This window comes from Kosakonia sp. MH5 (genome assembly GCF_009935945.1).
Taxonomy (GTDB): Bacteria; Pseudomonadota; Gammaproteobacteria; order Enterobacterales; family Enterobacteriaceae; genus Kosakonia; species Kosakonia radicincitans.
Window position 1 is genome coordinate 1 of record NZ_QODH01000012.1, and the last position, 24,030, is coordinate 24,030.

Here is a 24,030-nt window from a genome sequence, read left to right on the forward strand (position 1 = left end):
CAGATATCGCGCAGATCTTCACGCATTGAGGTGGTGCTCGGCGGTGCCTGGATACGCTCTTTGGTGGTGAAGAAGCATTTTTTTTTTAATGATACGGCGACCACCGAGAGCACCGCAATCCCGCCCTGGAAACCAGCGACTTTGTCTTCGCCGCCAATTAATTTCACCAGCGGCATCATCAGCACCGTGGAGAGCATGCCGCCTGCGGTGGCGAGCACGAAGCGCCAGGATTGCAGCGAGATGCGCTGTGTCGGGTCATTGGTGATAACGCCGCCGAGCGCGCAATAAGGAATATTGACCACGGTGTAAAGCAGGGTGAGTAACGTATAAGTTACAGCGGCATAAATCATTTTGCCGCTCATGCTGAGATCCGGCGTGCTGTATGCCAGCACGCAGACCACGCCAAACGGCAGCGCGCCGAAGATGATCCACGGGCGGAATTTCCCCCAGCGGCTGCGCGTGCGGTCGGCAAGCAGCCCCATGCACGGGTCGGAAATGGCGTCTAAGGCGCGCGCCAGCAGGAACATGGTGCCGACAAACCCGGCGGGAATACCGAAAATATCGGTATAGAAAAACATCATGTACAACATCACGTTATCGAAGACGATATGGCTGGCGGCATCGCCCATCCCGTAGCCAATTTTTTCTTTCACAGAAATAATCTGACTGTCCATTTTTGTTTCCTTTACGCGTGAAAAGTGCACAGAGAGCGGTTTCACTCGTTGTAAACGATTGGTTTTCAGCCGGGTATTGCGATTTCTTGTTATCAATTTACGTTTATTCTTTTCTGTGATCGCACCCCCTTTCACCGAAGCGAAGCGGCTAAACGATGGAAAAGATAGGGATTTATCTTAAACCGACGATTTTGCTGGCAGCACAATGAGAAAAATTCTGATGAGGGTATGTGGTAAATGACTGAAAGTAGCTATAATGCGCCCCGCCTCCATGTAGCAATGCAGGCGCGGAAGATCGTCATCTCCGGTGAGGTGGCTGGACTTCAAATCCAGTTGGGGCCGCCAGCGGTCCCGGGCAGGTTCGACTCCTGTGATCTTCCGCCAAAATGAAAACATTCCACATATGCTAATAGTTTATTCAATTCTTATTAATCATTTCCTTAATTTATTCGTTATAAGCATATAGATAATTTTTTGTGGAACAGATCAAAACATCAACAACACAACTAATTTCACAATTCTCCTTATTGGTAAGTTATACATTCACTCTAATCAAGTTGAATATATAACTACAACTATTCGTTTCAGAGCGTCCTGTATAAAACGCTCTCCCGCGCCGAAGAAAATTCTGGAAGATCACATCAGCACGAATTTAATAGAGTTAAGGAATTAAACAATTTATTAGATTAAAAATTATTTGAATATGCCGCCAGGTTTTCTCTTAGAGGAAACCAAACATTATATTTTATCTCACCTACATTTTTGACAGCTTATTAGCTTAACAATAAATCAAATATGAAAACGACTAAGATCTGTTATTCTTTTGAATTTTAGTTATATATGAATTTATAAAAACATAATAATTTCATTCTGATTCCATACTTTCTAAAACAGATTTAGAGAAACTAATTCCAATCCTTTAAAAATAAAAACAAGTCATTTTTATGCTTTTCCCTGTTCCACCTCGAGCCGCATTCTGCAAGCCTCTTTCACCCACTTACTAAAATTCCCTTTTCCGGCTGCCTTCTCAATCTGCTCCAAAAGCTCGTCCTCAAAGCGGATGTTCTTCATCGTGCTTTTAGATCGATCAAAATTCAGCTTTTTCTTCTCTTGCATGGTAGGTACCACTTCAGCTAAGTTATATTCATGTGGTACCTACCACATGAAACCGGACTTCATAAACAACGCCCCGATGTGATGCAACACAACCGGAGCGTCTAACCATCCCCAACTATCAAGGAGTTGATAATGGCTGATCCGCATTCTACCCCAGACTTTACGCCCACCGGAACCGAGCACAGTGTAATTGTGCGCTATCGCCCGAATCAGGGCGACACCAGTACGCCGTGCATTATGCTTTCCGGCAAGTGGCTGCGCGATGCCGGGTTTGATACCGGGCAACATCTGCTGGTGAAGGTGATGCAGGGTTGCATTGTGCTAACCAAACACAGCGAGAAGGAAGAGTGGCTGGCAAGCGAGCTGGATAAAACCCGCAGGCAACTCAGGGAAGTGAAAAGCGTCATGAAAAACGCCTATCTGCAATCAAAGCCTAACTGAGCGCCCTTTCTCCTTTATCTTCATAGTGGTTGCGCTAATGAAATGCAGTATGAGTATCTGGCATACTGCATAGCTTATTCAGCAATCAGAACGCATATCGCGGAGGCAGCATGGCAGATGAACGCTTAACCCAATCCCCGGCAGGTGAATTTATCATGTTCGCCAGCGGTGACGGGAAAGTACGCATTACATGCCGCTTCGAGCATGAAACCTTATGGCTCCCGCAGGCATCCATTGCCGCACTTTACCAAGTCACCCCGCAAGCAATAACCCAACATATCAAAGCCATTTATGAAGAGGGAGAACTTGAACAAAACGCAACCTGTAAGCCTTACTTACAAGTTCAACAGGAAGGGACACGGCAGGTAAGTCGCAACACTCTTCACTACAGTTTGCCAGTCATACTTGCCATCGGCTACCGCGTTCGCTCCACCCGGGGCACACAGTTCCGTCAGTGGGCAACCCAGACGCTCCAGGAATACCTGATTAAAGGTTTTGTGATGGACGACGAGCGGCTGAAAAACCCGCCAGTCGGTTCTTCTGCCGTGCCTGATTATTTCGATGAGATGCTGGAACGCATCCGCGATATTCGGGCCAGTGAGCGCCGGGTATATTTACGGGTTCGGGAGATCTTTGCGTTATCCGCCGATTACCAGCCGTCACTCAAAGAAACGACGCTATTTTTCCAGACTATCCAGAACAAATTACATTTTGCCTGTACCGGCCTGACCGCCGCTGAGCTTATTCATCAGCGGGCTGATGCTCGTCAACCCAATATGGGATTAACCAGCTATAAAGGTGAAGAAGTGCGTAAAAGCGACGTGACGGTGGCAAAAAATTATCTCAACCAGAATGAGGTTAGCGAACTCAACCGCGTGGTTAATATGTGGCTGGACTTTGCCGAAGACCAGGCCCGCCGTCGTCAGCAGGTATTTCTGCGTGACTGGCAGTTAAAGCTGGATCAATTTCTGCAGTTCAACGACCGTGATGTTCTGCAAGATGCAGGAAAAATAAGTAAAAAAGCAGCAGATGAAAAAGCACAAACGGAATACGTCCAGTTTGCTGAGCAACAGCGGCGCTTAAAAGAGTCGGAAGGAGAGAAAAGCATCGCAGATTTACTTCCATGGAGTAAAAAGCCACGTAAATAGTGGAATCTTTTATTTTCAATAATACAAAAAATAAAGAGATAATCAGGATTTATATATCATAAAATTGATTTTTATTTTTATACCCCCGATTGTCAATCGGGGGTATAAAACACCCCCGAGATGTTATGGTTCATCAGTTTTTATAATCACGATCTTGTTTTTTTCAAGCGCATAAAAATATGACCATCCCAGCGCAGATCATATTTTATGTTTCCGATACCGGATAAACCAAGGTTATGGGCGATAACATTAAAAACAGCTTCGCATGAACAGGCATTATTTTTTCTCAGCCTGTAAACCCCCTCGTTAACATCAAATAAATAAACCGATCCGCCACAATTTAACAATGCCGTAGAATGTGAAAAGCTGGAATACGTATGCTCAAGGGGATGCAGGATCCTTTCGCTTAATGCCGTGGATATAACAATGGCAGTATTATTATATGCAGGAACATTGTTCAGAATACATTTCATGTGGAATCTCGCAGCAGTATCGCCCGCCAACTCATAATGTAATCTGTAACCGGCTCGCCTTGCCAATAAATCCTCCTGCCTGTTTAGCGTTTGCAGAAGTTGTATACGCCCTTCTGTTGTTCTGTGCATTTTTATGGCAGAATTTTGCACATAGTTACCAAAATCAAAAAAACGCTGTTTGTCATTAATGGCAAATCCAACTGTATTTTTATCATTGGCAATTTCTCGCAGCGCATCAGAAGTCCAGTACAGAGAAGAACCGAAGCAAATCCCATTAAGCTGATGCTTATCAAGATAATTATTATAATCCCTATAAATATCGACGCACTTCTCAAATCCATTTAATATTTCAGTCATTTGCATTGCACCTTAATTTTATAACTTATTAATCCATTAAAAAAGCACATTAAGATCGAATCGCATGGATGAAAACTATATAAGCATGCACTGTAAGAATCTTCTAAAAACGCTTTAAATAAGAATTACAATAAACGCTAATGCGTTTAACACAATGATTGCTATTTGATGGTTTGTTATTCGCGTTACGACGCAATGCAAACAGCATTAACAATGCAATACACTATTTTCCCTTCCCCCTAATGGGCCCCCTCTGTATTTGCAAGGGTGACGATAATAATGGAGGATAAGGAAATATTACCGCATTCATCAAACGCGCCCGGCCAGAAAGACGAACCCCGTAGCATAAACCTTACCAATGTTATCTGCGCATAAATCAACCAATATCGGGCGCAACTGCGATTTATCACTCAGGATGTTCAGGAGTAACATAGACACTCCAAAAACCGACAGATAACCACCGACAGACAACAACCGATGAAACGCTCACTTTTTATCGTCATCACCGTTTTTTACTTCAACACCACTTTTGCCGCAGCGCCGTTACCAAAAGATGTCAGTGATTTCCGCGCGCTTGCCGAGCAGTGTGAACATTTTGCCAGCGAACAGGACAGCGATCTCAATGAGCAACAGCAAAAAGCACTGGATGCCAACCTTGAAGCTACCTGCGGTAAGGCCGTGGTTCAGCTCAAAACGTTACGGGAAAAGTATAAAAACGACGAGGAATTAATGAAGGTCATCAATGCCTATGATTTCTGATAGCTCTTCTGACGTGAATACATCATGGAAGGTGCCAACAGAATCTCCTGGTATATTGCCGCGGCGTTGCACCAGGCAATCTGAACCGTTTTGCGAAGAAAGCTTATTGCATATGCGTTAACAAATGTCGGCCAGGGGGAGCAGGAAGAGTGTAGCGTGTCGGGGATCTGACCATTTTCAACTCGTTGCTGTCTTTGCGCTCCTGAAAGGTTGCCTCCGGTACAACTTTACCGGCAATACAGCAAAAACAGTCATTCCAGTTATTGTAGATCTGGATCAGTTCCGCGACGCTGTTTAACCCGAGTTTCCGCAGGATCGCATTTTTATAATTACTGACGATTTTCTTATCCAAACCGAGCGCTTGCGCAATTTCATCACCCGCCTGGTAATCCAGCAGGTGGAGTAAAATCTTATGTTCCGTTTTATTCAGGTGGATTTCCCGGGAAGTATCAAACTTTGCCTTTCCTTTCAATAGCTTAAGAATTTTCTTAAGCTCATGCTTCAGAAAAGACAAAGAGGAAGCTTTGTCCACTTTTATGAATCTTGAACATATAAATGAAGGAAAACTTTTTTCTTCACTCAGGATTAAAATGAGTTTATCAACACTAAAGAATAATATTTGTTCATCCCCACGATCGTACGCAATCAATGTATGCGTTGCGCAAGGATTAATCGCTTTGAGCAGTATATCCATGCCCATCACAAAGTAACTGTCCTGTGAGATGATATACATATTCAGCCCCCGATAAGGTTATTTCTCGCCTCGTCCACATGACTGATACGTTTGTCAGAGTAATGTTAACGTTTGCCGCAGGGTTTATCTTTCACATTGAAAAACAAAGTTTTCCAACCCATTGTATTATTAATAAATAATGTCCTCAGGTATTCTTATCTGCCGGCTCGCCTGCACCATCTGAGTTGTTAACAATACATTATATTTCCGTTAAAAACTTCGCAAGCTCATCGGTAACATAAAACGAAAAAAAAGAACTGGAATATATCAACCAAATGCACTACGAGAGCCCAAAAGTTTATTCATACGGAATTTTTTAACACCGTATGTATTAACAGGTTGATTAACATATCTTAATTATGAAAAAAGAAAAAAAGGATGAAGGGAAAATTTCATTTTCTAATTTTTGCTACCTGTCTAATAGTCGACCTACTAAAATTAGTTATCTTTTTCTTAATAGCAAGAATATCGATCATGTTTTAGGATTTTTCATGTGGCAAGTGAGTGATTAAGAAATTAATTAACAAGTTGCCTTTTATCCTGGGCTGACAAACGATGTTGTTAACCTGCCTCTTAAATTTTACCTGTAATATTAATGTAATATACAAAAGCGAACTGTGTTACACAGTGCCAGATGAAAGATTGCACAGCCCGAAGAGAACGCTTACATTCGAAAGACATGCCTTGCTTTTCAAACTGTTATTATTCGGGGAGTGTTATGTTTTTCGCTGATCCCACGGTTATCACTGTCACTCATCCGGAGTGCTGCTGATGGCGATACCCAAACTGCGTAACTGGTTGCCTCTTCTCATCCTCTCACTGCTCTTTGTTGCCATGATGGAGCTGGTCCATTTGCCTGCGGCGCTCCTGCTGGGTCCGATGTTTGCCGGGATTATTCTCGCCATCCTTAACCGGCCTGTGGTAGTAAGCAAAACCAGTTTCGGCGTTGCGCAGGCGGTGGTCGGCGCCATGATCGCCCATGCCATTCCCCCTTCGGTGTTCGGTCGCATTGCTGCCGACTGGCCGCTGTTTATCAGTTGTATTGTTTCGGTGATTTTCGCCAGTGCCATTCTCGGCTGGATTATGGCGAAGCTACAGGTTTTTCCTGGCTCCACGGCGATCTGGGGTTCATCGCCAGGCGCGGCGGCAGCCATGACCATTATGGCCGAGAGTTTCGGTGCCGATGTCCGCCTGGTGGCGTTTATGCAGTATCTGCGGGTGATGATTGTGGCGCTGGTTGCGGTGCTGGTAACCCGCATATGGATGGGCGCGACCAGCCCGGATCATGCGGTCGCGACATTTACCCTGTTCGGCCCGGTGCGCTGGCTGCCGTTTGTCGGTACGTTGCTGGTCATTGCGGCAGGTTATCTGATCGCCCGGCGGGTAAAACTTCCCTCTGGTCCGATGCTGATAACGTTAATTCTGGGAACCATTATCGAAGATACCGGGGTGTTATCACTGGAATTGCCGCCGTGGCTGCTGGCGCTCTCCTACGCGGTGATTGGCTGGAGCATCGGGTTGCGCTTTACGCGGGAGATTGTCTGGTACGCCGCCCGCGCACTGCCGCGCGTGTTGCTGTCGGTGCTGACACTGGTGGCCGTGTGCTGCGGCTTTGCATTTTTGCTGGTGCAGTTCGCCGGTATCGATCCGCTCACCGCCTATCTCGCCACCAGCCCCGGCGGGGCAGACACGGTGGCGATCATCGCCTCTTCAAGTCACGTTGATATCTCGTTTGTGATGGCGATGCAGACCGGGCGCTTTATTCTGGTGCTGATCACCGGCCCGGCGATATCACGCTTTGTGGCGAAGAGGCTGGGAGCATAACCCCGGCAGGAACGTCAATGCCGGGGCGACAATCACCCCGCAGCCAGACGCAGCCTTTCGATCACCCCAGCCACTTCATGGCGCGCGTCGCCTTGCAGCGTCTGTAATGGCGGCGGCAGACACGGCGCCGTCACCACGCCCAGTAATTCGGCGGCAGTTGCGATCACGCGCAGGCTGCCGCCATAGCGGTTGAACAGATCCCACAGCGGTGCCAGCGCGTCGGAATGCGCCCGTGCCTGCGCCATGTCACCGGCCTGCGCCGCGCGGGAGATGGCCAGCGCCGCTTGCGGGAAGAGTCCGCCGAGCACCGAATACCAGATCCCGCAGCCAACGCTCAGACCATCAACTGCGATGGCATCGCCGCTGATGCCGAGCGTAATATGTGCCGGAATGTGCGCCCGCAGCGCCGCAATCCGCTCCAGCGCGGCAATGGGAGGAATTTTGATCGAGCCGACATTGGGTAACTGGGCGATGCGGGCAAGCAGCGCATCGCTGAAGGTGAAATGCGTCGCACGGGGATTATCGTAAACGCAGAGCGGCACCGACAATTCGCGTGTCACCGCCGCGTACAGGCCGAACACTTCATCTTCGGTTAACGCGTGATAGGAAACCGGCGCCAGCAACACCGCGCTAACGCCCGCTTTTTGCGCATCTTCCGCCAGCCACAGCACATCGCGGGTACGCAGTGCGCCAATCCCGGCGATCACCGGCACCGCGCCGGAGTGTTCCGTCGCCAGACGCAACGCAGCAGCGCGTTCATTACGGCTGAAATAGGGATAGCAACCCGTCGATCCTAACGCCCCAATCGAATCCACCCCGGCCACGCGAAGTTTTTCGATCAGCCGAACGTATGCCGCTTCATCCAGCCGCTCATCAACCAGCGGCGTCAGCGGAAATGCGCTCAGTCCAGTGAAATCCATGCTTTACCCCCCTTCAGAGTCAGAAACCCAACGCTGTTTTCTCACAGCAACAGCCTGGCATCATACGTTGCAATCCGGCGATCGGTTCGTCGCCTGCCTCACATAATGCAGCCTGCGGCATTTCCGGCAGGCTCTTGAGGATGAACCTTAGTTTTCGTCGCCAACCGGAACAGCGTAGCGCAGGCTGATAGCGTTGTAGAGATCCACCACCGGGTCAATGGCCGGTACCACGCCGTGGCGCAAACGGATATCCCGCACCACTATGCCAACGACAGCGCGCAGCCGGTGATCTTTACCATGACGGCCAGCGAGCGCCATTCATGAATCTCCCTCATAACGTCATTATGATTTAATGACATCATCATTTGTGTCGCTCTGATTAAGATAACGTTCCGCCTTTGTCGGCACCCTCCTCGTTACTGAATCAGGATCCTATGAGCAACAAGATACACGGGCCGCTGTTCCTCGCGATCCTCAGCGCGCTGATGGCCTTTACTTCTCTGTCGACAGATATCTATCTGCCCGCCATGCCGCTGATGGCCAGCGAGCTGCAAGGGGATATCGAACTAACCATTACCGGTTTTTTAATCGGCTTCGCGCTGGCACAACTGGTATGGGGACCGATCAGCGACGCCATTGGCCGCCGTCGACCGCTGTTTATCGGTATGCTGCTGTTTATTATCGGTTCCACTGGCTGCGCCCTGTCGACGGACATTCAGCAAATTGTCTTCTGGCGCGTGTTCCAGGCCTTTGGCGCCTGTACCGGGCCGATGCTGGCGCGGGCGATGATCCGCGATCTGTTTGCCCGCACCCGCGCCGCGCAGATGCTCTCGACGCTGACCATCATTATGGCTATCGCCCCGATTATCGGGCCGCTGACGGGTGGGCAAATCATTAAGATCACCAGTTGGCACGCCATTTTCTGGCTGCTGGCGGTGATTGGCGGGCTGATGTTCTTCTCTCTCTATGCGCTGCCGGAAACCCTGCCGCCGGAAAAACGGGTCAACACCTCGCTGGCGGGCGCATTTACCAACTATTTCTCGCTGTTGCGCAATCGTACCTTTATGCGTTTTACGCTGTGCCTGACCTTTTTCTACGTTTCCGCGTATGCGTTTATTACCGGGTCGCCGTTTGTCTATATCCGCTATTACGGTATCGATCCGCAATATTACGGCTGGCTGTTCGCCATCAATATTGTGGGGCTGATGGGGATGAGTATGGTGAACCGGCGGCTGGTGCAGCGCCATCCGCTGGAAAGACTGCTGAAAATCGCCGTAGCCGGTGCCGCTGTTGCAGCCGTTGCGCTGGCGCTGGTGGTGAAGCTGCAACTGGGTGGCATTGCTGCGGTCGTTGTCTGTGTCTTCCTGTTCTTCTCAATGAACGGCATCATCGCCGCGACGTCTACCGCTGCGGCGCTTGATGCGGTGCCTGCCATTGCCGGGTCAGCCGCCGCGTTAATGGGTTCCTTGCAGTACGGCAGCGGTATCATTTCATCACTGCTGCTGACGTGGTTTCGCGACGGCACGCCATGGACAATGGTGTGGATCATGGCGCTCTTCACGCTCGCCAGCGCGGCGATGGTACTGCGCCGCCATTCATGACTCTGGCTCATAAGCTCATGCCGATTTCTCCCAATAGTCGCAGGTAATCGGCAGGGCTATGATCGCTGTTCCCGGAAAACGTGCGGGGCAGCGGTCACGCCAGCCTCCACCGATTTTCCGCCCGGTGAGTAAACTTAACGATAAGACCCACACTGGAGAAGACCATGAAGATCATCCGCAATGCTTCCGTTCCTTCTGCGCAAGGCCCAAAGGAATATTTCACTGGCCATGTTCGTATCGACGCGCCGTTTAAGGCCGAAGAACCTGCCCGCGTGGGCGGCGCAACGGTGACGTTTGAACCGAGCGCGCGCACCGCGTGGCATACCCATCCGCTCGGCCAGACGTTGATCGTCACCCACGGTAAAGGCTGGATCCAGTGCGAAGGCGAAGCCATTCAGGAGATGAACCAGGGCGATATCGTCTGGATCCCGGAGGATGTTAAACACTGGCACGGCGCGACAGCGGATACAGCGATGACACATATCGCCATCGCCGAGTCGTTAAATGGCAGCCCGGTGACCTGGCTTGAACAGGTTACCGACGAGCAATATCGCGGCTAACGAAGAAGCCATGAATAGCGTTGAAAACAACGTGGTGGTGATCGCCGACGATGTGGATATCAACGAATGCTCTTCCGCCCGGCGCGACAAGCGCTGTAAAACCGTAGCGCCGGGCGTGCCTGCGCCGGTTTAACGTGGCAACAATTCTGGCGTAAAACGCTGCAACTCACTCAGCAACAGCGGGTTATCCGGCGAGTTAAACAGCTCGCTAAGCTCCGTTTTTTTGTTATGGAAGGCCAGCGCTTCCGGGTTCGCTTTACCACTGATCGCCTGTTTCGCTTTACGGTTACACCACTGGCGGTACTCTTCCAGCGTGGCGCGGTAGCGCTGCGCATTCTCACGCATCAGGTGTTCGGCCAGACGGAATTTGCCGTAGCGGTCGCAAAGCTGACTTTCGATGTAGATCGCTTTCGGCAGGATATCCATCATCAGGGTGATAAAATCCAGCACCTGCTCAAGATGGCGATCGGTCAGCTCATCGGCGAACGAGAGCAGATTATCAATCAGCGACAACACTTCATTACGCTCGCAGGCCAACTGCGCCAGCAGGCTTGCCGCTACGTCTTTGGTCTCCTCCACCAGCGCTTTATCCAGCAGCAGCACGCGGGCCGATTCCACCACGCCAAAATAGCGCGACAGTTTTTCCATATAAAAGATGACGTTCTGCGCATGAATATCGGCGGAGATCACGTCGATGCTTTGTTGTAGCTTGTCGATTTTTTTCGCCAGGTACAGGGTTTGCACCACAATTGCGCCGACAACAATGCCTGTCGAAAGGCCGATCGCCGCCAGTTGCGTGGCCTGCGCCATCTGTACCAGCTGTTTCAGTTCGGTGATGGATTCCGGGTTAAAAGGGATCTGTTTGAGCGGCATATGCTGCGCAATCCCTGATTTTTCCGCCAGTTCCGTCCAGTACGCCACGCCGTCGCGCAGCACCGCTTTCCCGTTTTGCAGCGCTTCCAGCACGTCCGGATAGACCTTAAGCCAGTCAAACGTAAATATGGTATCCATCAAAAAATGTCCTCTTCAGGTTTCAGAAGCTGCTGGCGCATCGCCGCAATTTGTACCACCGACGGCAACGTAACGCGGTAGGCCGGGCCGGTCAGCGCCGGTAGCGTGAGCAGCGCGGAGATCGCCATCCCCACTGGACCGGCAAAAATACCGATCGCCCGCACCAGTCCCGCATTGGCCGCCAGCGCCAGCCCGCGCCCCAGCAACGCTCTGGCGACAGCATTGGCCACAATCAACGACACCTGGTAAGACATAAATCCGCCGAGGCGAATCGCCGCGATAATGGCGGACAGCGCCGCGCCGCCCGCCAGATTGCCGTTGATTTTCAACTGTGCGCGCACGCTGGCGCGTTCGGCTTCACTCATGTTTTCCCAGGAATCCTCAAACAATTTCGCCAGCATCGCTTTCTCGATTTCTACCGTGTCGGCGGAGAAATCCGTTTTCACGCCGATTTTTTTACACACATCGGTCAGGATCTCTTTGTACGGCACGCCGTTGCGGCGAATGAAATTCATCAGAGAATCGCCGCCAAAATGCTGCAATTCAGCCCCAATAAGCTGCCAAACCTGGCGAAAATCGCCGTTTGCGGCCTTGAATGCCTCATCGCCGGTTAATGACTCGGTGTAGCGCGTGGAACCATCTTTGTCGGTGGTTAAATAGTTCACCAGTACGCCCAGCATCTCCTGGTCTGCATAGCGCAGAAGCTCCAGGTCTGTATCCTGCCTGTAGTTATTTGCCATCGGTTATTGACTCTGTGGTAGTGCTGTCCTGACGTGCGGCAGCATGGGTGAGAAATTGCACTTCAACGCGGCGGTTGCGCTCATCATCAGGCGAAATGCCGCTGAGCGGCTGTGAATCGCCAAAACCGGCGACAATCACGCGCCGCGATTGTTGTTCATCCAGCGAGGTGACCAGCAGCTTGCGCGCTTCCCGCGCACGGGCGGCGGAGAGCGTGTAGTTGTCGTCATAAACGGTGCAGAAACGAGAAATATCGGTGACCGGATTACTGACCTGCAAGTTGTCGGTATGTCCTTCAACAAACACCTGGGTATTCGCCGCGCTGCCAACAAACTCAGCAATCCGCGGGGCCAGGCGCGCCAGCGCATCTTTTGCCTGATCGGTGATACAGGCGCTGCCTTTGGCGAAGATTTTGTCGCGCAGGGTGATTTTGCCGCTGGCCATATCAAACCCCACCAGCATCTCTTCACCACGATCGGCCATCTCCTTTTGCATGCTGTGCATCAGGGTGTTCAGCTTCTGCTGCGCTGCCGCCAGGCCGCTGTTTTTCTCCTGCTCGCGCTTCACTTCCGCCACTTTATTTTGCAGCACCGATAACACCAGCATCAGCATGACCACGGCCATCACGCCCGCCATCAGATCCGAGATAGAGACCCACTCATTTGGTTTATCTTTCATCGGCTGATTTACGCCTCTGCGCTTTCAGGCAGCGGATTCAGCCTGTAGTGTTGCGCTTCGGTCAGCAATGTCGCGAGCTTACGCTGCATATCCATCACCGCGGCAATAAGCGCCTCTTTTTCTGCCGAGGGCAACTGGCTGGCGAGCTGTCTCGCCGTGACGTCGCACAGGTCTTCCAGCTTCTCATGCAACGTGACGATGACCTTGCAGGCGTTTTCCAGCGCGGCTTGCGAGTCATTAAAGCGCTTCGGCAGCGACTCCAGCCGCTGGTTGCTGACGGAGACGGCCATCAGGCTGGTCTGGATCTCTTTGGTGACCCGCTTGATGTATTGCGTCATCTCCTGCACTTCAATGTTGAGGTTTTCACTGGTGATGGAGAAGTCGTTCATCACCCGGCTCTGTACTTTCGCCGCCTCGTTGGTTTTCTCGCTCAGCTCCGTCATGGTGCTATCAATACGCGCCGACATGGTATCGACCGACTGGCTGATCACGGAGGTCGCCGAGGTGAGCTGGCTGGCCATCTCCGTCATATTGCTGCTGAAGGCATCGCCCATCTCGCCAATCGCCGCTTTGAGAGAGCGTTCGATGGTTTCCATGGTGGCGCTTAGCTGGCGGGTGGAAGCAGACAGCATCTCGCTCATCTGCTGTACGTTGCGGGTAAAGTCGCTGTTCATCTCTGTCACCACAGCAGAAAGCTCGCTGCGGATATCGTTCATCACGCTGCTTAAATCCTCGCCCAGCGTGGAAACAACTCCTTGCAGGCTTTCCGCGGAATCCGCCACTTTCTGCGAAGCTTTACTCATCGCGCCAGCCGCCTGTTGCAGCGCCTCCAGGTTCTGCTGGCTGCTGCGCGTATAGCTCTCCAGCAGGCTGCGGGATTGTCCGTTGATATCGGCAATTTCCGTCAATGTCGCCAGTTGATGCGTATGGCGTTGCGTTTCGTACTCTTCGGCGCGTTTCGCCTGCTGAACAAACTCATCGCGTAATGTCTGAGTTTGCTGCACCAGCGCCGCGACGAGGCTTTCGGTGGCCGTTATCTGCGCCTGCTGTTGCTGCGCGTGGCGCTGCGCTTCGGCTTCTTCGCCCTGTTTTACCTGCTGCGCAAACGTATCGCGCAGCGTTTGGGTTTCCTGCGCGAATGCCGCAACGAGCGTGTCAGTCGCCGTTATTTGCGCCTGCTGCTGTTGTTGAAGTTGCGCACGGCGCGCGGCCTCTTCCGCTTCGCGGCTCTCATCAATCGCCTGCTGCAACCGGGCCATGCACCAGCTTAAGCGGCGCTCTTCATAGCCGTTATGGGTTTCCCACCACTTCAGGACAATAAAGGCGATAATCCCCCAGGTGGAGGTTTTAAATTTCACCCCCAGCCCCTGCATCATATTCATCAGATCGCCCATGGCGCTATCCATTGCGCCAATGCTGTTGCCGGTGTTATGCAGAATGCCGGAGGCTTTATCCAGCGCCAGCCCGAGGCCAAGAAAGGTGCCCAGCAGGCCGACAATTAACAGCATCCCCGGCATAATGGCGGCGATCTTCTCCGCTTTCGTCGCCACCGACAGGCTAAGTTCAGCGGCGGAACCCAGCCCGGAATTCATTTTTCCCTGCGTCTGACCATCCCATAATGTTTGCCAGTTCGCCTCTTTCGCCCGACGCTTCACGCTGCGAATAGTCATCGCCACGCCAGCTACCATCACCAAAAAAAAGAAAAGCTGTAACACATCCAGACCGGGAATCAGGAAATGGCCGACCTCTGCCAGCAGGTTCATGCCATCACCTCAACCATCAGCCCTTTTTCGGTACGTTGCTCGCAATCGTTGGCAAAGATGAGCGCAAAGTCGTTGATCAGATACTGTTCTTCCGTCGAGAGCGCCGACCACGGGCGGTTGTCCTGTGAACACTGAATCAGCAGACGCCCCACTTCCGCGCCGCGCTCCAGCAGAAATTCATTTCCTTCATCAATCAGTTGCTGTTCGTCTTTTTCCAGCATTTGCAGGAAGCCTTCGGCCGCATTCACGTAACAGCGACGCGCCTGCAAGGTATCTTCCAGTGCATTCAATTCTTGTTCTTCGCGCGGCAGGGAAATCTGCAAGTCGTTGAGCATAGCCATATCTTCCGCGCTCAGCGTTTCATTGTTCTGGGCGCGCAACAGGCGATCGCGCAGCATGCGGCTGCGGGAGAGCACCTTGCTATCGCGTTCCCAGTCCGCCTCCAGTAACTGACGGCTTTTCTCCCAGGCGATGATCATCTCTTCGAAGATAAACGGAATGATCGGCTTACCGAACTGACGAGTCGTCAGTGCATCCAGTTGCAGTGTGTGCTCTTCGCTGAACTCCGCATCCTGTTGAATCAGACGGTTAGCGGCGAAAATGATAAACAGCAGGTCATCATCAATCTCTTCCACGCGGGTAACGGATTCCATACGGCTTTCGTAAAACGCCAGCAGTTTCTGTACCGCGCGCAGGCGCAGGTAGTATTCAAAGTCCTGCAAATCGTCGCGCTCAAGGGCGATGTCCACTTCCGCTTTGGCAATCATGTAGTTGTTCAGCATCGCAATGGCGGAAACGGCGGATTTCTCTTCACCGTGCAGTTCACGTTCCGCTTCGGCCAGCGCTTCTGCATGGCGGCGAGCCTCTTCCAGCGCGGCTTTATCGAGCTGCTGCTGACGCGCGCCTTTGCACCAGTCAATCACCCATTGAATCGCTTTCTGCGCGCGACGCACCAGCGGGTGTTTATCGGCTTTCTCCAGCCACGCCAGCCCTTTATCCAGCAATGCCAGCGCTGTTTTGACCCAGGGATGCGTAAAGTACGCGCCTACCATCTTCAGGAAGGTGCGGCCTTTGCTGATGTGCGGTTTAATGCGCGTCCACATCTGGCTGACTTTACCGACAAAACCTTCCGCTTTTTCCGCCATCCAGCCAATGGCGCTACTGACGTACTCTTTCGCCTTGCTCACCGCCGACGAAACAAAGCTGCCAACCGAGGAAACCACAGAGGAAGCAAAATCGCATACAGAATCTAACCAACCCATTATTTTTAATCCCTTAGCTCACGCCGAGCATTTTTCTTGCTGTGTCAATGTGTGGAGGTATGTGTGATGCAGAAGAGGCGATCGCGCGATACGCTTCGCGGATCTGCGTCAGCGCGCTTTCAATATGCGCCAGCGCCAGTTGTTGTTGCGGGCTGCGAACGGCTTTCGGCAATGCCAGCCGCATCGCATTGCGCATATCGCGCCCGGAAAGGCCATCGGAAAGGGCAACCGCCTGCGCGATCAGGGTTTCTCGGTCGTCCGCCAGAGGAATGGTCGCCACCAGCAGTTTGGCCCAGATGCGCTGGCGCTCAGGCTCGCCGGGCAGGGTAAAGCCGATATGATGGGTGATGCGGCTCAGGAAGGCGCTATCGTAATTTTTCACAAAGTTGGTGGCGAAAATCACGATACCCGCGTGTTTTTCCAGTTCGATAAGCAAGGTGGAACGCATGGCATTGACCTCATTATCAATACCCTGCGTGACAGAAGAGAGGCGTTTACCAAGCAGCGTGTCGGCTTCGTCAAAAAACAACACGGCATTTTCGCGTTCGGCCTGGCGAAAAAGCGCAGCAATATTCTTCGCTGTTTCGCCCATGAATTTGCTTTCCAGGTCGGTAATGCTCACCAGCATGATATTGCGCGCCAGCGAACCGGCCAGCGCCTCGGCGGTCAGGGTTTTTCCGGTGCCTGGCGGGCCGTAAAAATTAAGGACAATACCTTTTCCTTGCGGGTCAACGGCAGAGAATCCCCAGTCGAGGTAGATCTGCTGGTAGTGCTCGATTTTGGCTTTCGCTTCATCCAGTTGTTCAATTACTTCCGCCGCCAGGGCGACATCGCTTTCCAGCGTAAAACGCGGCGCAATCGCTGGAGCGAAAAGTGATTTATCCTCATCATCGGCTTTTTCCCGTTGCCGGGAGAACTGCGGGCTGATGCGTCCGGATGTCATACTATCGCCTCTCTGTGTTAACGGTTTCGGTTTACGCGAACCAAACATATAAGTCCCTGTCCTTGATAACGTCGCGGCCGCTATACGGCGTGAAAACGGGTATGTAAATCCTGTTCAAATTGCTCGCGCAGCGAGGCAGGCGAAAGAATGCCGATGTCTGGCAGCCAGTAGCGCAGCCAGCGAAAAAGCGTATGCGGATCGCTGATCGCCGTAGAGAGCGTCAGGCTGCCATCGTCGTGGTGTTCAATAATGCGTTGCGCGGGGAACAGCGCCCGGCGGGTGACATACTCCGCGGCATGCGCCGATACGCGCAGTACCGTCTCCACCCGCGAGCCAAAGCGAATACCGACATGATTTTCCAGCTCGGCGACCACCTCAGCGAGCAGCTCAAAGCGCTGGTCGGTGCTGGTTAGCCGCTCAATACGCGCCACTTCGAACGCCTTTAACTGCCCTTTTTCTATGGCCGCCAGGTACCACAAGCCGTATTGGTTAATCAGCCGGTAAGGCTGCGCGCGCCGGGCTTTGTCGCGGTAGCGATATTCCACTTCTGTGCGCTGGCTAATGGCCTGATTTAACTGGTTAAGCAGCGGCTCGAGCTGCTGATTTTGCCGGCTGCTCGGTGCGTGAAAGGAGATATTGCTGCGCTGTTTCATGCTGTTACGCAGCGATTGTCCGTCCTGGCGCGGAAAGAGATGCGCCACGCCGGTAAAGTCAGCGAATTCCGCCAGATGACCGCTGTGTAATGTCGGAAGAAGGTGGGCGCTGAGTTTATAGCGTCCTGGCGAAACCTGATCGAGGATATGTCCCAGCCGCGCAAGGTCGCGGTAAGCCGTGCGTTCCGTTATGCCGAATTTATCGCACAGCCACGCCTTATCGATGGTTTTGCCCTGATAGAGCGCAGCGAAAATTTCGCACAGCCGCTCAATCAACGGGTCGTGTTTTCTGTCGTGACTTTCCTTCATTGCTGCGGGTTCCGGAATAAAGTCTCACAAGACGTTAAAAGTACAGCCTGACCATCGCGCCACGGCCCGAAGTTTCAGGTAAAACCTTGTTTTTGTTCATAGGGATTAACGGCAGAAAACAGGAAAACTAAAATGAAATTTCCGCGTGCTATGCAATCCCCTGATTCTATTAAGGGAAAGATAAACGTCCTCGCTGACAGGAGATGTCAGTGCACAGTAATTGCCGCCTGCCGCTTCGCTAACTTCAACAAAACATCAACGAATCGGCCACTTACGTTGTTCATTCCCCGTGCGGAAAAGATAATCGTTATTTACTTTTGTATATAACGAGAAGCATGATGAAAACGATGACAGGCAAGTGTGCAGCGGTGATAGCGCTGGCAGTGTTGAGCGCTACGCCCGTTCTGGCAAAAGATATTCGCGTCACTTATGCCGGTTCGATGGGCAAAGTGATGGATCAGGGGCTGGGACCGGTGTTTGCGAAAGCGGAAAACGGTGCCTGGCAGGGCCAGGGACAGGGCGCTTACGGGATGGCGCGTTTGCTGGCGAGCCATAAACTGACGGCGGACGTGTTTGTCTCCATCAACCCTGGCCCCATGCAGATCCTGAAAGATGCAGGCTTAATCGATGATGCCGTCCCGGTCGCCAGCACCAGCATGGTGATAGCGTACAGCCCGAACGGGAAATATGCCGCGCAGTTTGCCGACTCCAGTAAACATCATGATGCCGGCTGGCTGAAGCTGCTGGCGCAGAAAGATATTCGCTTCGGCCGCACCGATCCGTATGTCGATCCGAAAGGGCAGAACATTGTCTTTACCCTTCTGCTGGCGGAAAAATATTACCACCAGCCGGGCATCGCGCAGAAAGTGCTGGGCGACCTGCAAAACCCGGAACAGACTCACCAGGAAGGCGGCCTGCTGGCGCGCCTCGAGAGCGGCCAGATTGATGCCGCAGCCGGTTACGAAAGCGAAGTACGTTCCGCCCATCTGCCGTATGTTGCGCTGCCGGATGAGATCAACCTGAGTAACCCGGCGCTGGCGAAACAGTGGTATGACACTGTCAGCTTCACCATTAAAGACAGCGCTGGCAAAGATCAAACCCTGCACACGCAGCCGATGGTGTTTTACGCGGCAGTACTGAAGAACGCGCCAAACGGCACCGATCAGGCGAAGAAATTCGTTGAATTTATGCAAAGTGCGCAGGGGCAGCAGATCTTTAATCAATATGGTTACGCCGCGCCGAAAGGCAACGCGCTGTACCGCTGATGCGCCAGGCCGGGCGTATGGCGGGCTGGTTGTCGCTTCCCGCATTGCTGCTGTTGTGCATTCCGTTTGTTACCCTGCTGCATGAAACGCCGTGGGGCCACTTCCGGCTTGCCTGGCGGGATGACAATGCGATTGCCGTGTCGCTCGGCCTTGGGCTGCTGGCGCTGTGCCTGATTATCCTGATCGGACTGCCGGTGGCCTGGTGGCTGGCGCGAGCTACCGGGCGCAAACGTCTGATCGCCGAGCTGCTGGTAATGATTCCGCTGCTGACGCCGCCGCTGTCGATGGGTATTCTGCTGGTTTCCGCATGGGGGCCGTACGGCCTATTTGGTCAGTGGCTGTCGCAGGTCGGCATGACGCTGGTCAACAATCCTGCCGCCTTTGTGCTGGCACAGCTTTACGGCGCGCTTCCCTACTTTATTGTGGTGGCGCGCAGCGCCTTCAGCACCGTACCGAAAACGATTCTTGAAGCCGGGCAGACGCTTGGCGCGGGCGGCTGGCAGCGCTTTCGCTATCTGGCGCTGCCAATGGCGATGCCAGGGCTGGCCTCGGCTATTGCGCTGGCCTGGGTGCGGGCGGTTGGCGAGTTCGGCATTGTGATGATCTTCGCTTACTTTCCGCAGGGTATTCCGGTCAAGCTCTACACCAACCTGCAAAACGACGGCGTCGATTCCGTTTATACCCTGCTGTGGCTGCTGCTGATCGTCACGCTGCCGCTGCCGATGATCTGTATGGCACTGGGTAGGCGGGCGCAGGTGAATCAGCTTTGAGATAAGAGGTCACGGCCCGGCACACTTTCCATCGCCGGGCCTCTGAGGATCAGTCACCCGCTTTGGTCAGGGTTGCCAGTTCATCAGCAGAGAGGTTTAACGCTACGGCAGTGACAAAGCTTTCAACGTGGGCGACGTTGGTGGCGCTGGCGATCGGCGCGGTGACGCCCGGCTGGTTAATCAGCCAGGCAAGCGCGACTTCGGCCGGTTTTACGTTATGTTTTGCAGCAATGGTTTCCAGCGCATCAATAATGGCGAAACCGCGTGGATTCAGGTATTTGGCAATGCCCTGCCCGCGCTGGCTCTGGCTGAGATCTTTTTCGCTGCGGTATTTCCCGGAGAGGAAACCGGAAGCGAGACTGTAGTAAGTCACCACGCCGATATTCTCCCGCACCGTTAAGTTCTGCAACGCGCCTTCAAAACCGGAACGATCGTAGAGGTTGTATTCCGGTTGCAACACCTGGTAGCGCGGCAACCCTTTCGCATCCGCCACTTTTAGCGATTCCGCCAGCTGCTCCGCATTGAGGTTCGACGCGCCGACGGCGCGGATTTTCCCCGCTTTCAGCAGCTTCTCATACGCGCCAAGGGTTTCCTCATACGGCGTGTCGTTATCCGGCCAGTGCGAAAAGTAGAGATCGATATAGTCGGTTTGCAGACGGCGCAGTGAATCCTCAACCGCCTGCGCTATCCAGCGGGCGGAAAGCCCTTTTTTACCCGGTTCGCGCAGATCGGCTCCCACTTTGGTAAAGAGTGTCACTTTATCGCGCGCGCCCGGATGCGCCGCCAGCCATTTGCCGATAATGGTTTCTGATTCGCCGCCTTTGTTGCCCGGTGCCCATGCCGAATAGACATCCGCGGTATCAATCGCGGTAAAGCCGCGTTCGAAAAGCGCGTCCAGCAGGCTGAAGCTCTGCTTTTCATCTACCGTCCAGCCGAAAACATTGCCGCCAAAAACCAGTGCGGGGATCTGCAAGCCAGTTGTACCCAGTGAACGTAAAGCCATTTGCTCATACCTCCGTGAAATAGCGTATCTGTTTACGCAAAGACTTTAATCCTGGCCTGCTGAGCCGTGCGTTTTTTGGTCATCCGTGCGGTTTAAACACCGGATGCGTCTGCAATAACGCGGTGATCGGTCGCAGATTTTCGCGCAGTACGCTATGCAAGTGGCGAATGGCCGGGTTGAACTGTTTGCGGTGCGGGCACACCAGATTCAGCGGCGCGGCTTCGCCAGCATGTTGCGGTAACAACACCTCCAGCCGGCCTGCCAGCACATCCGCGCTGATGTCGATCCATGATTTATAGACGATGCCCATTCCGTCCACCGCCCAGCGGCGGGCAATATCCGCGTCATCACACAACATACGGCTTTTAACAATAAGCTGACGCCGCATGCCGTTTTCCGGAAAGCTCCATTTGTCATACACCTGGTTGTTCATGGTGAATAACAGACAGTGGTGATTCACCACTTCATCCAGCGTTTTGGGGCGACCGTGTTGTGCCAGATAATCAGGGGAAGCGGCCAGTACCCGTCGATTATCCTCGGCCACCGGCAGCGCGACATAGCTGCTGTTATCCAGCACGCCGTAGCGGATGGCGATGTCCACCGGATCGCGAAAGACATCGCTTACCTGATCGGAAAGCGACAGGCGCAGCGAAATTTTCGGGTACTGCTGGCAAAAACGGGTGATCAACGGCAGCAAGACATTGCGGCCAATGTCCGAAGGAACGGCAACGCGCAATTCGCCACGGATCTCGTTATCGCCGCTGTGCAAGCTTTCAGCGCCCGCCTGCACCACTTCCAGCATCTCCTGGGCGAAGGGCAGATATTTTTCTCCTTCCGCGGTCAGACGCAGGCTGCGCGTTGAGCGCACAAACAGGCGCTTATCCAGATCGCGCTCTAGCCGGTTGACGGCAGCGCTGACCTGACCCGGCAGTAATCCGGCTTCCCGCGCAGCATTGGAAAAACTGCCCAGCATGGCCGAGCGAACAAACAGCGTGACATCTTCCAGGCGAATCATGGTGGCTCCCGTAGCGCAAAAACCCTTCTGTTTTGCCAGAAAACCCTGTGGCGGGAAATGTTATTTTCACTCCTCGAGTGAAAGTGCTGCCTTTTTACACCGATTTATCTGGTTATGTTTTGCGTTTATGCTCGCTGCAATCAACAGTACCGTCCCTGATTTGTTCATATTTTCACCAGGAGAGAAAAAATGACCCTTGATGATGCCGTCGTTGCCCGCCATACCGTAAAAGCATTCGAACCCGGCCAGACGCTGCCGCAGGATAAAATCGAAACGCTGCTGAACGTGCTGCAAAACAGCCCCTCCTCCGTTAACTCGCAGCCGTGGCACTTTGTTGTCGCCTCCACGGCGCAAGGGCGTGAAGCCATTGCCAAATCCACCACCGGCGCTTTTGCCTATAACGAGCCGAAAGTCCTGAACGCCTCGCATGTGATTGCGCTGTGCATCCGCAGTGATATTGACGACAAACACCTGCAAAACGTTCTCGCGCAGGAGCAGAAAGATGGCCGCTTTGTCGCAGAAGGCGCGCAGGCGGGCCAGGATAAAAGCCGCCGTTCTTACGTCGATATGCATCGCTACGAACTGCGCGATCTGCCGCAGTGGATGGAGAAACAGGTGTACCTGGCGTTAGGCGGCCTTCTGCTGGGCGCGGCAATGCTTGGCATTGACGCCACGCCAATGGAAGGTTTTGACCAGCGCGCGCTGGATCTGTCGCTGGGCCTGCGTGAAAAAGGGCTGACCAGCGTGGTGCTGGTCTCGCTCGGCGTGCGCAGCGATAAAGACTTCAACGCCGCCCTGCCGAAATCCCGCCTGCCGCGCGACGAAATCTTCACCTTTATCTAACCCCGCTATGCCCGGTGGCGCGACGCTTACCGGGCCTGCAACGTAAACCGGGTTTAATACAACCCGGAAATCACCAACAGTGCATCCATGATGATTTTCATTACATCGTCCCGTTCGCCTTTTTCTGCCATGAATATGTGAGCTATGTTCGCCGGTATTGTGCAGGTGTTTGCTCGTAACGTTGCTTAAACGCACGGGAAAACGAAGAGAGGGAGAGAAACCCGCAACGTTCTGCAATGACATCGACCGTCAGACCACGCTGCTGGTGCAACAAACGCGCGGCCTGCGCAAGGCGGATTTGCGTCAGCCAACTTTGTGGCGTCAGGTGATAACAGCGGGAAAAATGGCGGGCGAAAGTTGCGCGGGAGAGAAAGCAACGCTGTGCCAGCGTCTCCAGCGTCCACGGCTGCGCTGGTTCGGCCAGTACCGCCAGTACCGCAGGCGCGAGGCGCGGATCGCTCATCAACCGCAACAGCCCGGCTGGCGGCTCCTGTGCGGCCAGTAAAATGCGCAGCAGCATCGTTAAAAACGACATCGCCAGGCTTTGTACCATCTTCGCCCCGCCGGGCTGGTTACTCAGGCTTTCACGCACCAGCATCGCCAGCAGGGTTTGCAGCTCCGGAAAATCCTGCTGCCCGTCGGTATGCAAATGGACAACATCGACTTCATGGGCAAACAGCCAGCCGCTGTGCGGGCCAAAATTGAACTCGCCGCATAACACTTCCACCGCGCTACCTTCACCTTCCGCCACAACCTCCGTCAGCGTGCCGTTGTACTGGCTGGACACCGGCGCAAGGTGTCCCCAGTCAATCAGCCCCTGCAACAGATGCGGAGAACCGTGCGGCAGCAGCAGCACGTCTCCCGCGCGCACATCGTAGGTTTTACCCGCCACATTCAGCCGAGCTTCCCCTTTCAGGATCACATGCCAGGGCACCGCGCCGGGCGCAAGTTGAACGTGATCGGCCTGCCAGCGCCCGGCGAAACGGCAGTGAAGATTCACCGCACAGACCGGCGCAAGCAGGGTGAGCATCTGGCTGAGAGTATCCATCTTTCCCCTGAGACGATAAGACAAAAAACAGAGACGATTTGGCGCATTCTACACCGTCCGCGCAGCCTAACATAAGCCCAACGCCGCCACAGCGGCCCTCATTTAACACTGAACAGGAGCAAA

25 protein-coding genes, 1 tRNA gene and 1 pseudogene are annotated in these 24,030 nt (G+C 53.2%); 11 read left to right on the plus strand and 16 right to left on the minus strand.

The genetic code is table 11. The features are described from left to right. Nucleotides 1–674: glycoside-pentoside-hexuronide (GPH):cation symporter (locus tag DK872_RS23225; protein ID WP_202626153.1), on the minus strand; the 674-nt coding region annotated here is incomplete at its 3' end. Between the two features lie 289 nt (nucleotides 675–963). Between DK872_RS23225 and DK872_RS23230 the strand changes: the two genes are divergently transcribed. Further along, nucleotides 964–1,058: transfer RNA gene (locus DK872_RS23230), tRNA-Sec, on the plus strand. Between the two features lie 558 nt (nucleotides 1,059–1,616). Here DK872_RS23230 and DK872_RS23235 read toward each other — a convergent pair. Then, nucleotides 1,617–1,790 carry a YlcI/YnfO family protein gene (locus DK872_RS23235; protein WP_072000377.1) on the minus strand — a complete coding sequence of 58 codons (174 nt, stop codon included), beginning with the start codon at nucleotides 1,788–1,790 and terminating at the stop codon, nucleotides 1,617–1,619. 132 nt (nucleotides 1,791–1,922) lie between these two features. Between DK872_RS23235 and DK872_RS23240 the strand changes: the two genes are divergently transcribed. Both DK872_RS23240 and DK872_RS23245 read left to right on the plus strand, forming a co-directional pair. Then, a complete protein-coding gene (locus DK872_RS23240) occupies nucleotides 1,923–2,231 on the plus strand; it encodes a SymE family type I addiction module toxin (protein WP_007369470.1) in 309 nt (102 codons plus the stop codon). Between the two features lie 110 nt (nucleotides 2,232–2,341). Further along, nucleotides 2,342–3,379, plus strand: coding sequence for a virulence RhuM family protein (locus DK872_RS23245; protein WP_107146774.1), 1,038 nt, complete (start codon nucleotides 2,342–2,344; stop codon nucleotides 3,377–3,379). 146 nt (nucleotides 3,380–3,525) lie between these two features. On the opposite strand, the gene DK872_RS23250 is transcribed toward DK872_RS23245, so the two are convergent. Further along, complete coding sequence (locus tag DK872_RS23250) at nucleotides 3,526–4,209, minus strand: hypothetical protein (protein ID WP_090397961.1); 684 nt, start codon at nucleotides 4,207–4,209, stop codon at nucleotides 3,526–3,528. A gap of 477 nt (nucleotides 4,210–4,686) precedes the next feature. On the opposite strand from DK872_RS23250, the gene DK872_RS23255 reads away from it, so the two are divergent. Then, nucleotides 4,687–4,968 carry a hypothetical protein gene (locus tag DK872_RS23255; RefSeq protein WP_007369466.1) on the plus strand — a complete coding sequence of 94 codons (282 nt, stop codon included), beginning with the start codon at nucleotides 4,687–4,689 and terminating at the stop codon, nucleotides 4,966–4,968. Nucleotides 4,969–5,071: 103 nt separating this feature from the next. On the opposite strand, the gene DK872_RS23260 is transcribed toward DK872_RS23255, so the two are convergent. Beyond that, nucleotides 5,072–5,701, minus strand: coding sequence for a LuxR C-terminal-related transcriptional regulator (locus DK872_RS23260; protein ID WP_090397959.1), 630 nt, complete (start codon nucleotides 5,699–5,701; stop codon nucleotides 5,072–5,074). 771 nt (nucleotides 5,702–6,472) lie between these two features. On the opposite strand from DK872_RS23260, the gene DK872_RS23265 reads away from it, so the two are divergent. Further along, on the plus strand, nucleotides 6,473–7,525 hold the full coding sequence (locus tag DK872_RS23265) for an AbrB family transcriptional regulator (RefSeq protein WP_090397957.1): 1,053 nt from the start codon (nucleotides 6,473–6,475) through the stop codon (nucleotides 7,523–7,525). A 32-nt stretch (nucleotides 7,526–7,557) separates the two neighbouring features. On the opposite strand, the gene DK872_RS23270 is transcribed toward DK872_RS23265, so the two are convergent. Both DK872_RS23270 and DK872_RS23275 read right to left on the minus strand, forming a co-directional pair. After that, complete coding sequence (locus DK872_RS23270; RefSeq protein ID WP_161518460.1) at nucleotides 7,558–8,445, minus strand: dihydrodipicolinate synthase family protein; 888 nt, start codon at nucleotides 8,443–8,445, stop codon at nucleotides 7,558–7,560. Between the two features lie 19 nt (nucleotides 8,446–8,464). Next, a pseudogene (locus tag DK872_RS23275) lies at nucleotides 8,465–8,688 on the minus strand (hypothetical protein); the annotation flags it as partial. Nucleotides 8,689–8,879: 191 nt separating this feature from the next. On the opposite strand from DK872_RS23275, the gene DK872_RS23280 reads away from it, so the two are divergent. The 3 genes from DK872_RS23280 to DK872_RS27850 all read left to right on the plus strand — a co-directional run bounded on the left by DK872_RS23280 (nucleotide 8,880) and on the right by DK872_RS27850 (nucleotide 10,739). Beyond that, nucleotides 8,880–10,046, plus strand: a complete 1,167-nt coding sequence (locus tag DK872_RS23280) for a multidrug effflux MFS transporter (RefSeq protein ID WP_161518461.1) — start codon at nucleotides 8,880–8,882, stop codon at nucleotides 10,044–10,046. A gap of 164 nt (nucleotides 10,047–10,210) precedes the next feature. Beyond that, nucleotides 10,211–10,606, plus strand: coding sequence for a cupin domain-containing protein (locus tag DK872_RS23285; protein ID WP_161518462.1), 396 nt, complete (start codon nucleotides 10,211–10,213; stop codon nucleotides 10,604–10,606). Nucleotides 10,607–10,616: 10 nt separating this feature from the next. Then, nucleotides 10,617–10,739 carry a hypothetical protein gene (locus DK872_RS27850; RefSeq protein ID WP_255416474.1) on the plus strand — a complete coding sequence of 41 codons (123 nt, stop codon included), beginning with the start codon at nucleotides 10,617–10,619 and terminating at the stop codon, nucleotides 10,737–10,739. Here DK872_RS27850 and DK872_RS23290 read toward each other — a convergent pair. From DK872_RS23290 to DK872_RS23320, 7 genes are all read right to left on the minus strand, one after another. Beyond that, nucleotides 10,736–11,617 (minus strand): hypothetical protein, encoded by an 882-nt coding sequence (locus DK872_RS23290; protein WP_007369457.1) that lies wholly within the window; start codon nucleotides 11,615–11,617, stop codon nucleotides 10,736–10,738. The two genes, DK872_RS27850 and DK872_RS23290, sit on opposite strands and share 4 nt — an antisense overlap. Then, entirely contained in the window at nucleotides 11,617–12,357 is a 741-nt protein-coding gene (locus DK872_RS23295; protein ID WP_071921710.1) for a DUF3944 domain-containing protein, read from the minus strand. Before DK872_RS23295 ends, DK872_RS23290 begins: the two co-directional genes overlap by 1 nt. Further along, nucleotides 12,347–13,033: an OmpA family protein gene (locus tag DK872_RS23300; RefSeq protein ID WP_007369455.1), complete on the minus strand. Its 687-nt coding sequence runs from the start codon at nucleotides 13,031–13,033 to the stop codon at nucleotides 12,347–12,349. The genes DK872_RS23295 and DK872_RS23300 overlap by 11 nt, the downstream gene beginning before the upstream one ends. An 8-nt stretch (nucleotides 13,034–13,041) precedes the next feature. Then, nucleotides 13,042–14,796, minus strand: a complete 1,755-nt coding sequence (locus DK872_RS23305) for a hypothetical protein (RefSeq protein ID WP_161518463.1) — start codon at nucleotides 14,794–14,796, stop codon at nucleotides 13,042–13,044. Further along, nucleotides 14,793–16,058 (minus strand): hypothetical protein, encoded by a 1,266-nt coding sequence (locus DK872_RS23310; protein ID WP_007369453.1) that lies wholly within the window; start codon nucleotides 16,056–16,058, stop codon nucleotides 14,793–14,795. Before DK872_RS23310 ends, DK872_RS23305 begins: the two co-directional genes overlap by 4 nt. Nucleotides 16,059–16,071: 13 nt before the next feature. Further along, on the minus strand, nucleotides 16,072–17,001 hold the full coding sequence (locus tag DK872_RS23315; RefSeq protein WP_035942318.1) for an ATP-binding protein: 930 nt from the start codon (nucleotides 16,999–17,001) through the stop codon (nucleotides 16,072–16,074). An 80-nt stretch (nucleotides 17,002–17,081) separates the two neighbouring features. Continuing rightward, complete coding sequence (locus DK872_RS23320) at nucleotides 17,082–17,963, minus strand: YafY family protein (RefSeq protein ID WP_007369451.1); 882 nt, start codon at nucleotides 17,961–17,963, stop codon at nucleotides 17,082–17,084. A 347-nt stretch (nucleotides 17,964–18,310) separates the two neighbouring features. On the opposite strand from DK872_RS23320, the gene DK872_RS23325 reads away from it, so the two are divergent. Further along, nucleotides 18,311–19,228, plus strand: a complete 918-nt coding sequence (locus DK872_RS23325) for an extracellular solute-binding protein (RefSeq protein ID WP_369878897.1) — start codon at nucleotides 18,311–18,313, stop codon at nucleotides 19,226–19,228. Between the two features lie 17 nt (nucleotides 19,229–19,245). Then, nucleotides 19,246–19,998, plus strand: a complete 753-nt coding sequence (locus tag DK872_RS23330) for a molybdenum ABC transporter permease (protein ID WP_035942317.1) — start codon at nucleotides 19,246–19,248, stop codon at nucleotides 19,996–19,998. A gap of 49 nt (nucleotides 19,999–20,047) precedes the next feature. On the opposite strand, the gene DK872_RS23335 is transcribed toward DK872_RS23330, so the two are convergent. Beyond that, entirely contained in the window at nucleotides 20,048–21,001 is a 954-nt protein-coding gene (locus DK872_RS23335) for an aldo/keto reductase (protein ID WP_035886809.1), read from the minus strand. 79 nt (nucleotides 21,002–21,080) lie between these two features. After that, nucleotides 21,081–22,016: a LysR family transcriptional regulator gene (locus tag DK872_RS23340; protein WP_071921713.1), complete on the minus strand. Its 936-nt coding sequence runs from the start codon at nucleotides 22,014–22,016 to the stop codon at nucleotides 21,081–21,083. Between the two features lie 189 nt (nucleotides 22,017–22,205). On the opposite strand from DK872_RS23340, the gene DK872_RS23345 reads away from it, so the two are divergent. Then, nucleotides 22,206–22,859 carry an oxygen-insensitive NAD(P)H-dependent nitroreductase NfsB gene (locus DK872_RS23345; RefSeq protein ID WP_007369445.1) on the plus strand — a complete coding sequence of 218 codons (654 nt, stop codon included), beginning with the start codon at nucleotides 22,206–22,208 and terminating at the stop codon, nucleotides 22,857–22,859. Between the two features lie 142 nt (nucleotides 22,860–23,001). Here the strand turns inward: DK872_RS23345 and DK872_RS23350 are convergent, their stop codons facing one another. Then, nucleotides 23,002–23,907 (minus strand): AraC family transcriptional regulator, encoded by a 906-nt coding sequence (locus tag DK872_RS23350; RefSeq protein ID WP_107146765.1) that lies wholly within the window; start codon nucleotides 23,905–23,907, stop codon nucleotides 23,002–23,004. Between the last annotated feature and the right edge of the window lie 123 nt (nucleotides 23,908–24,030).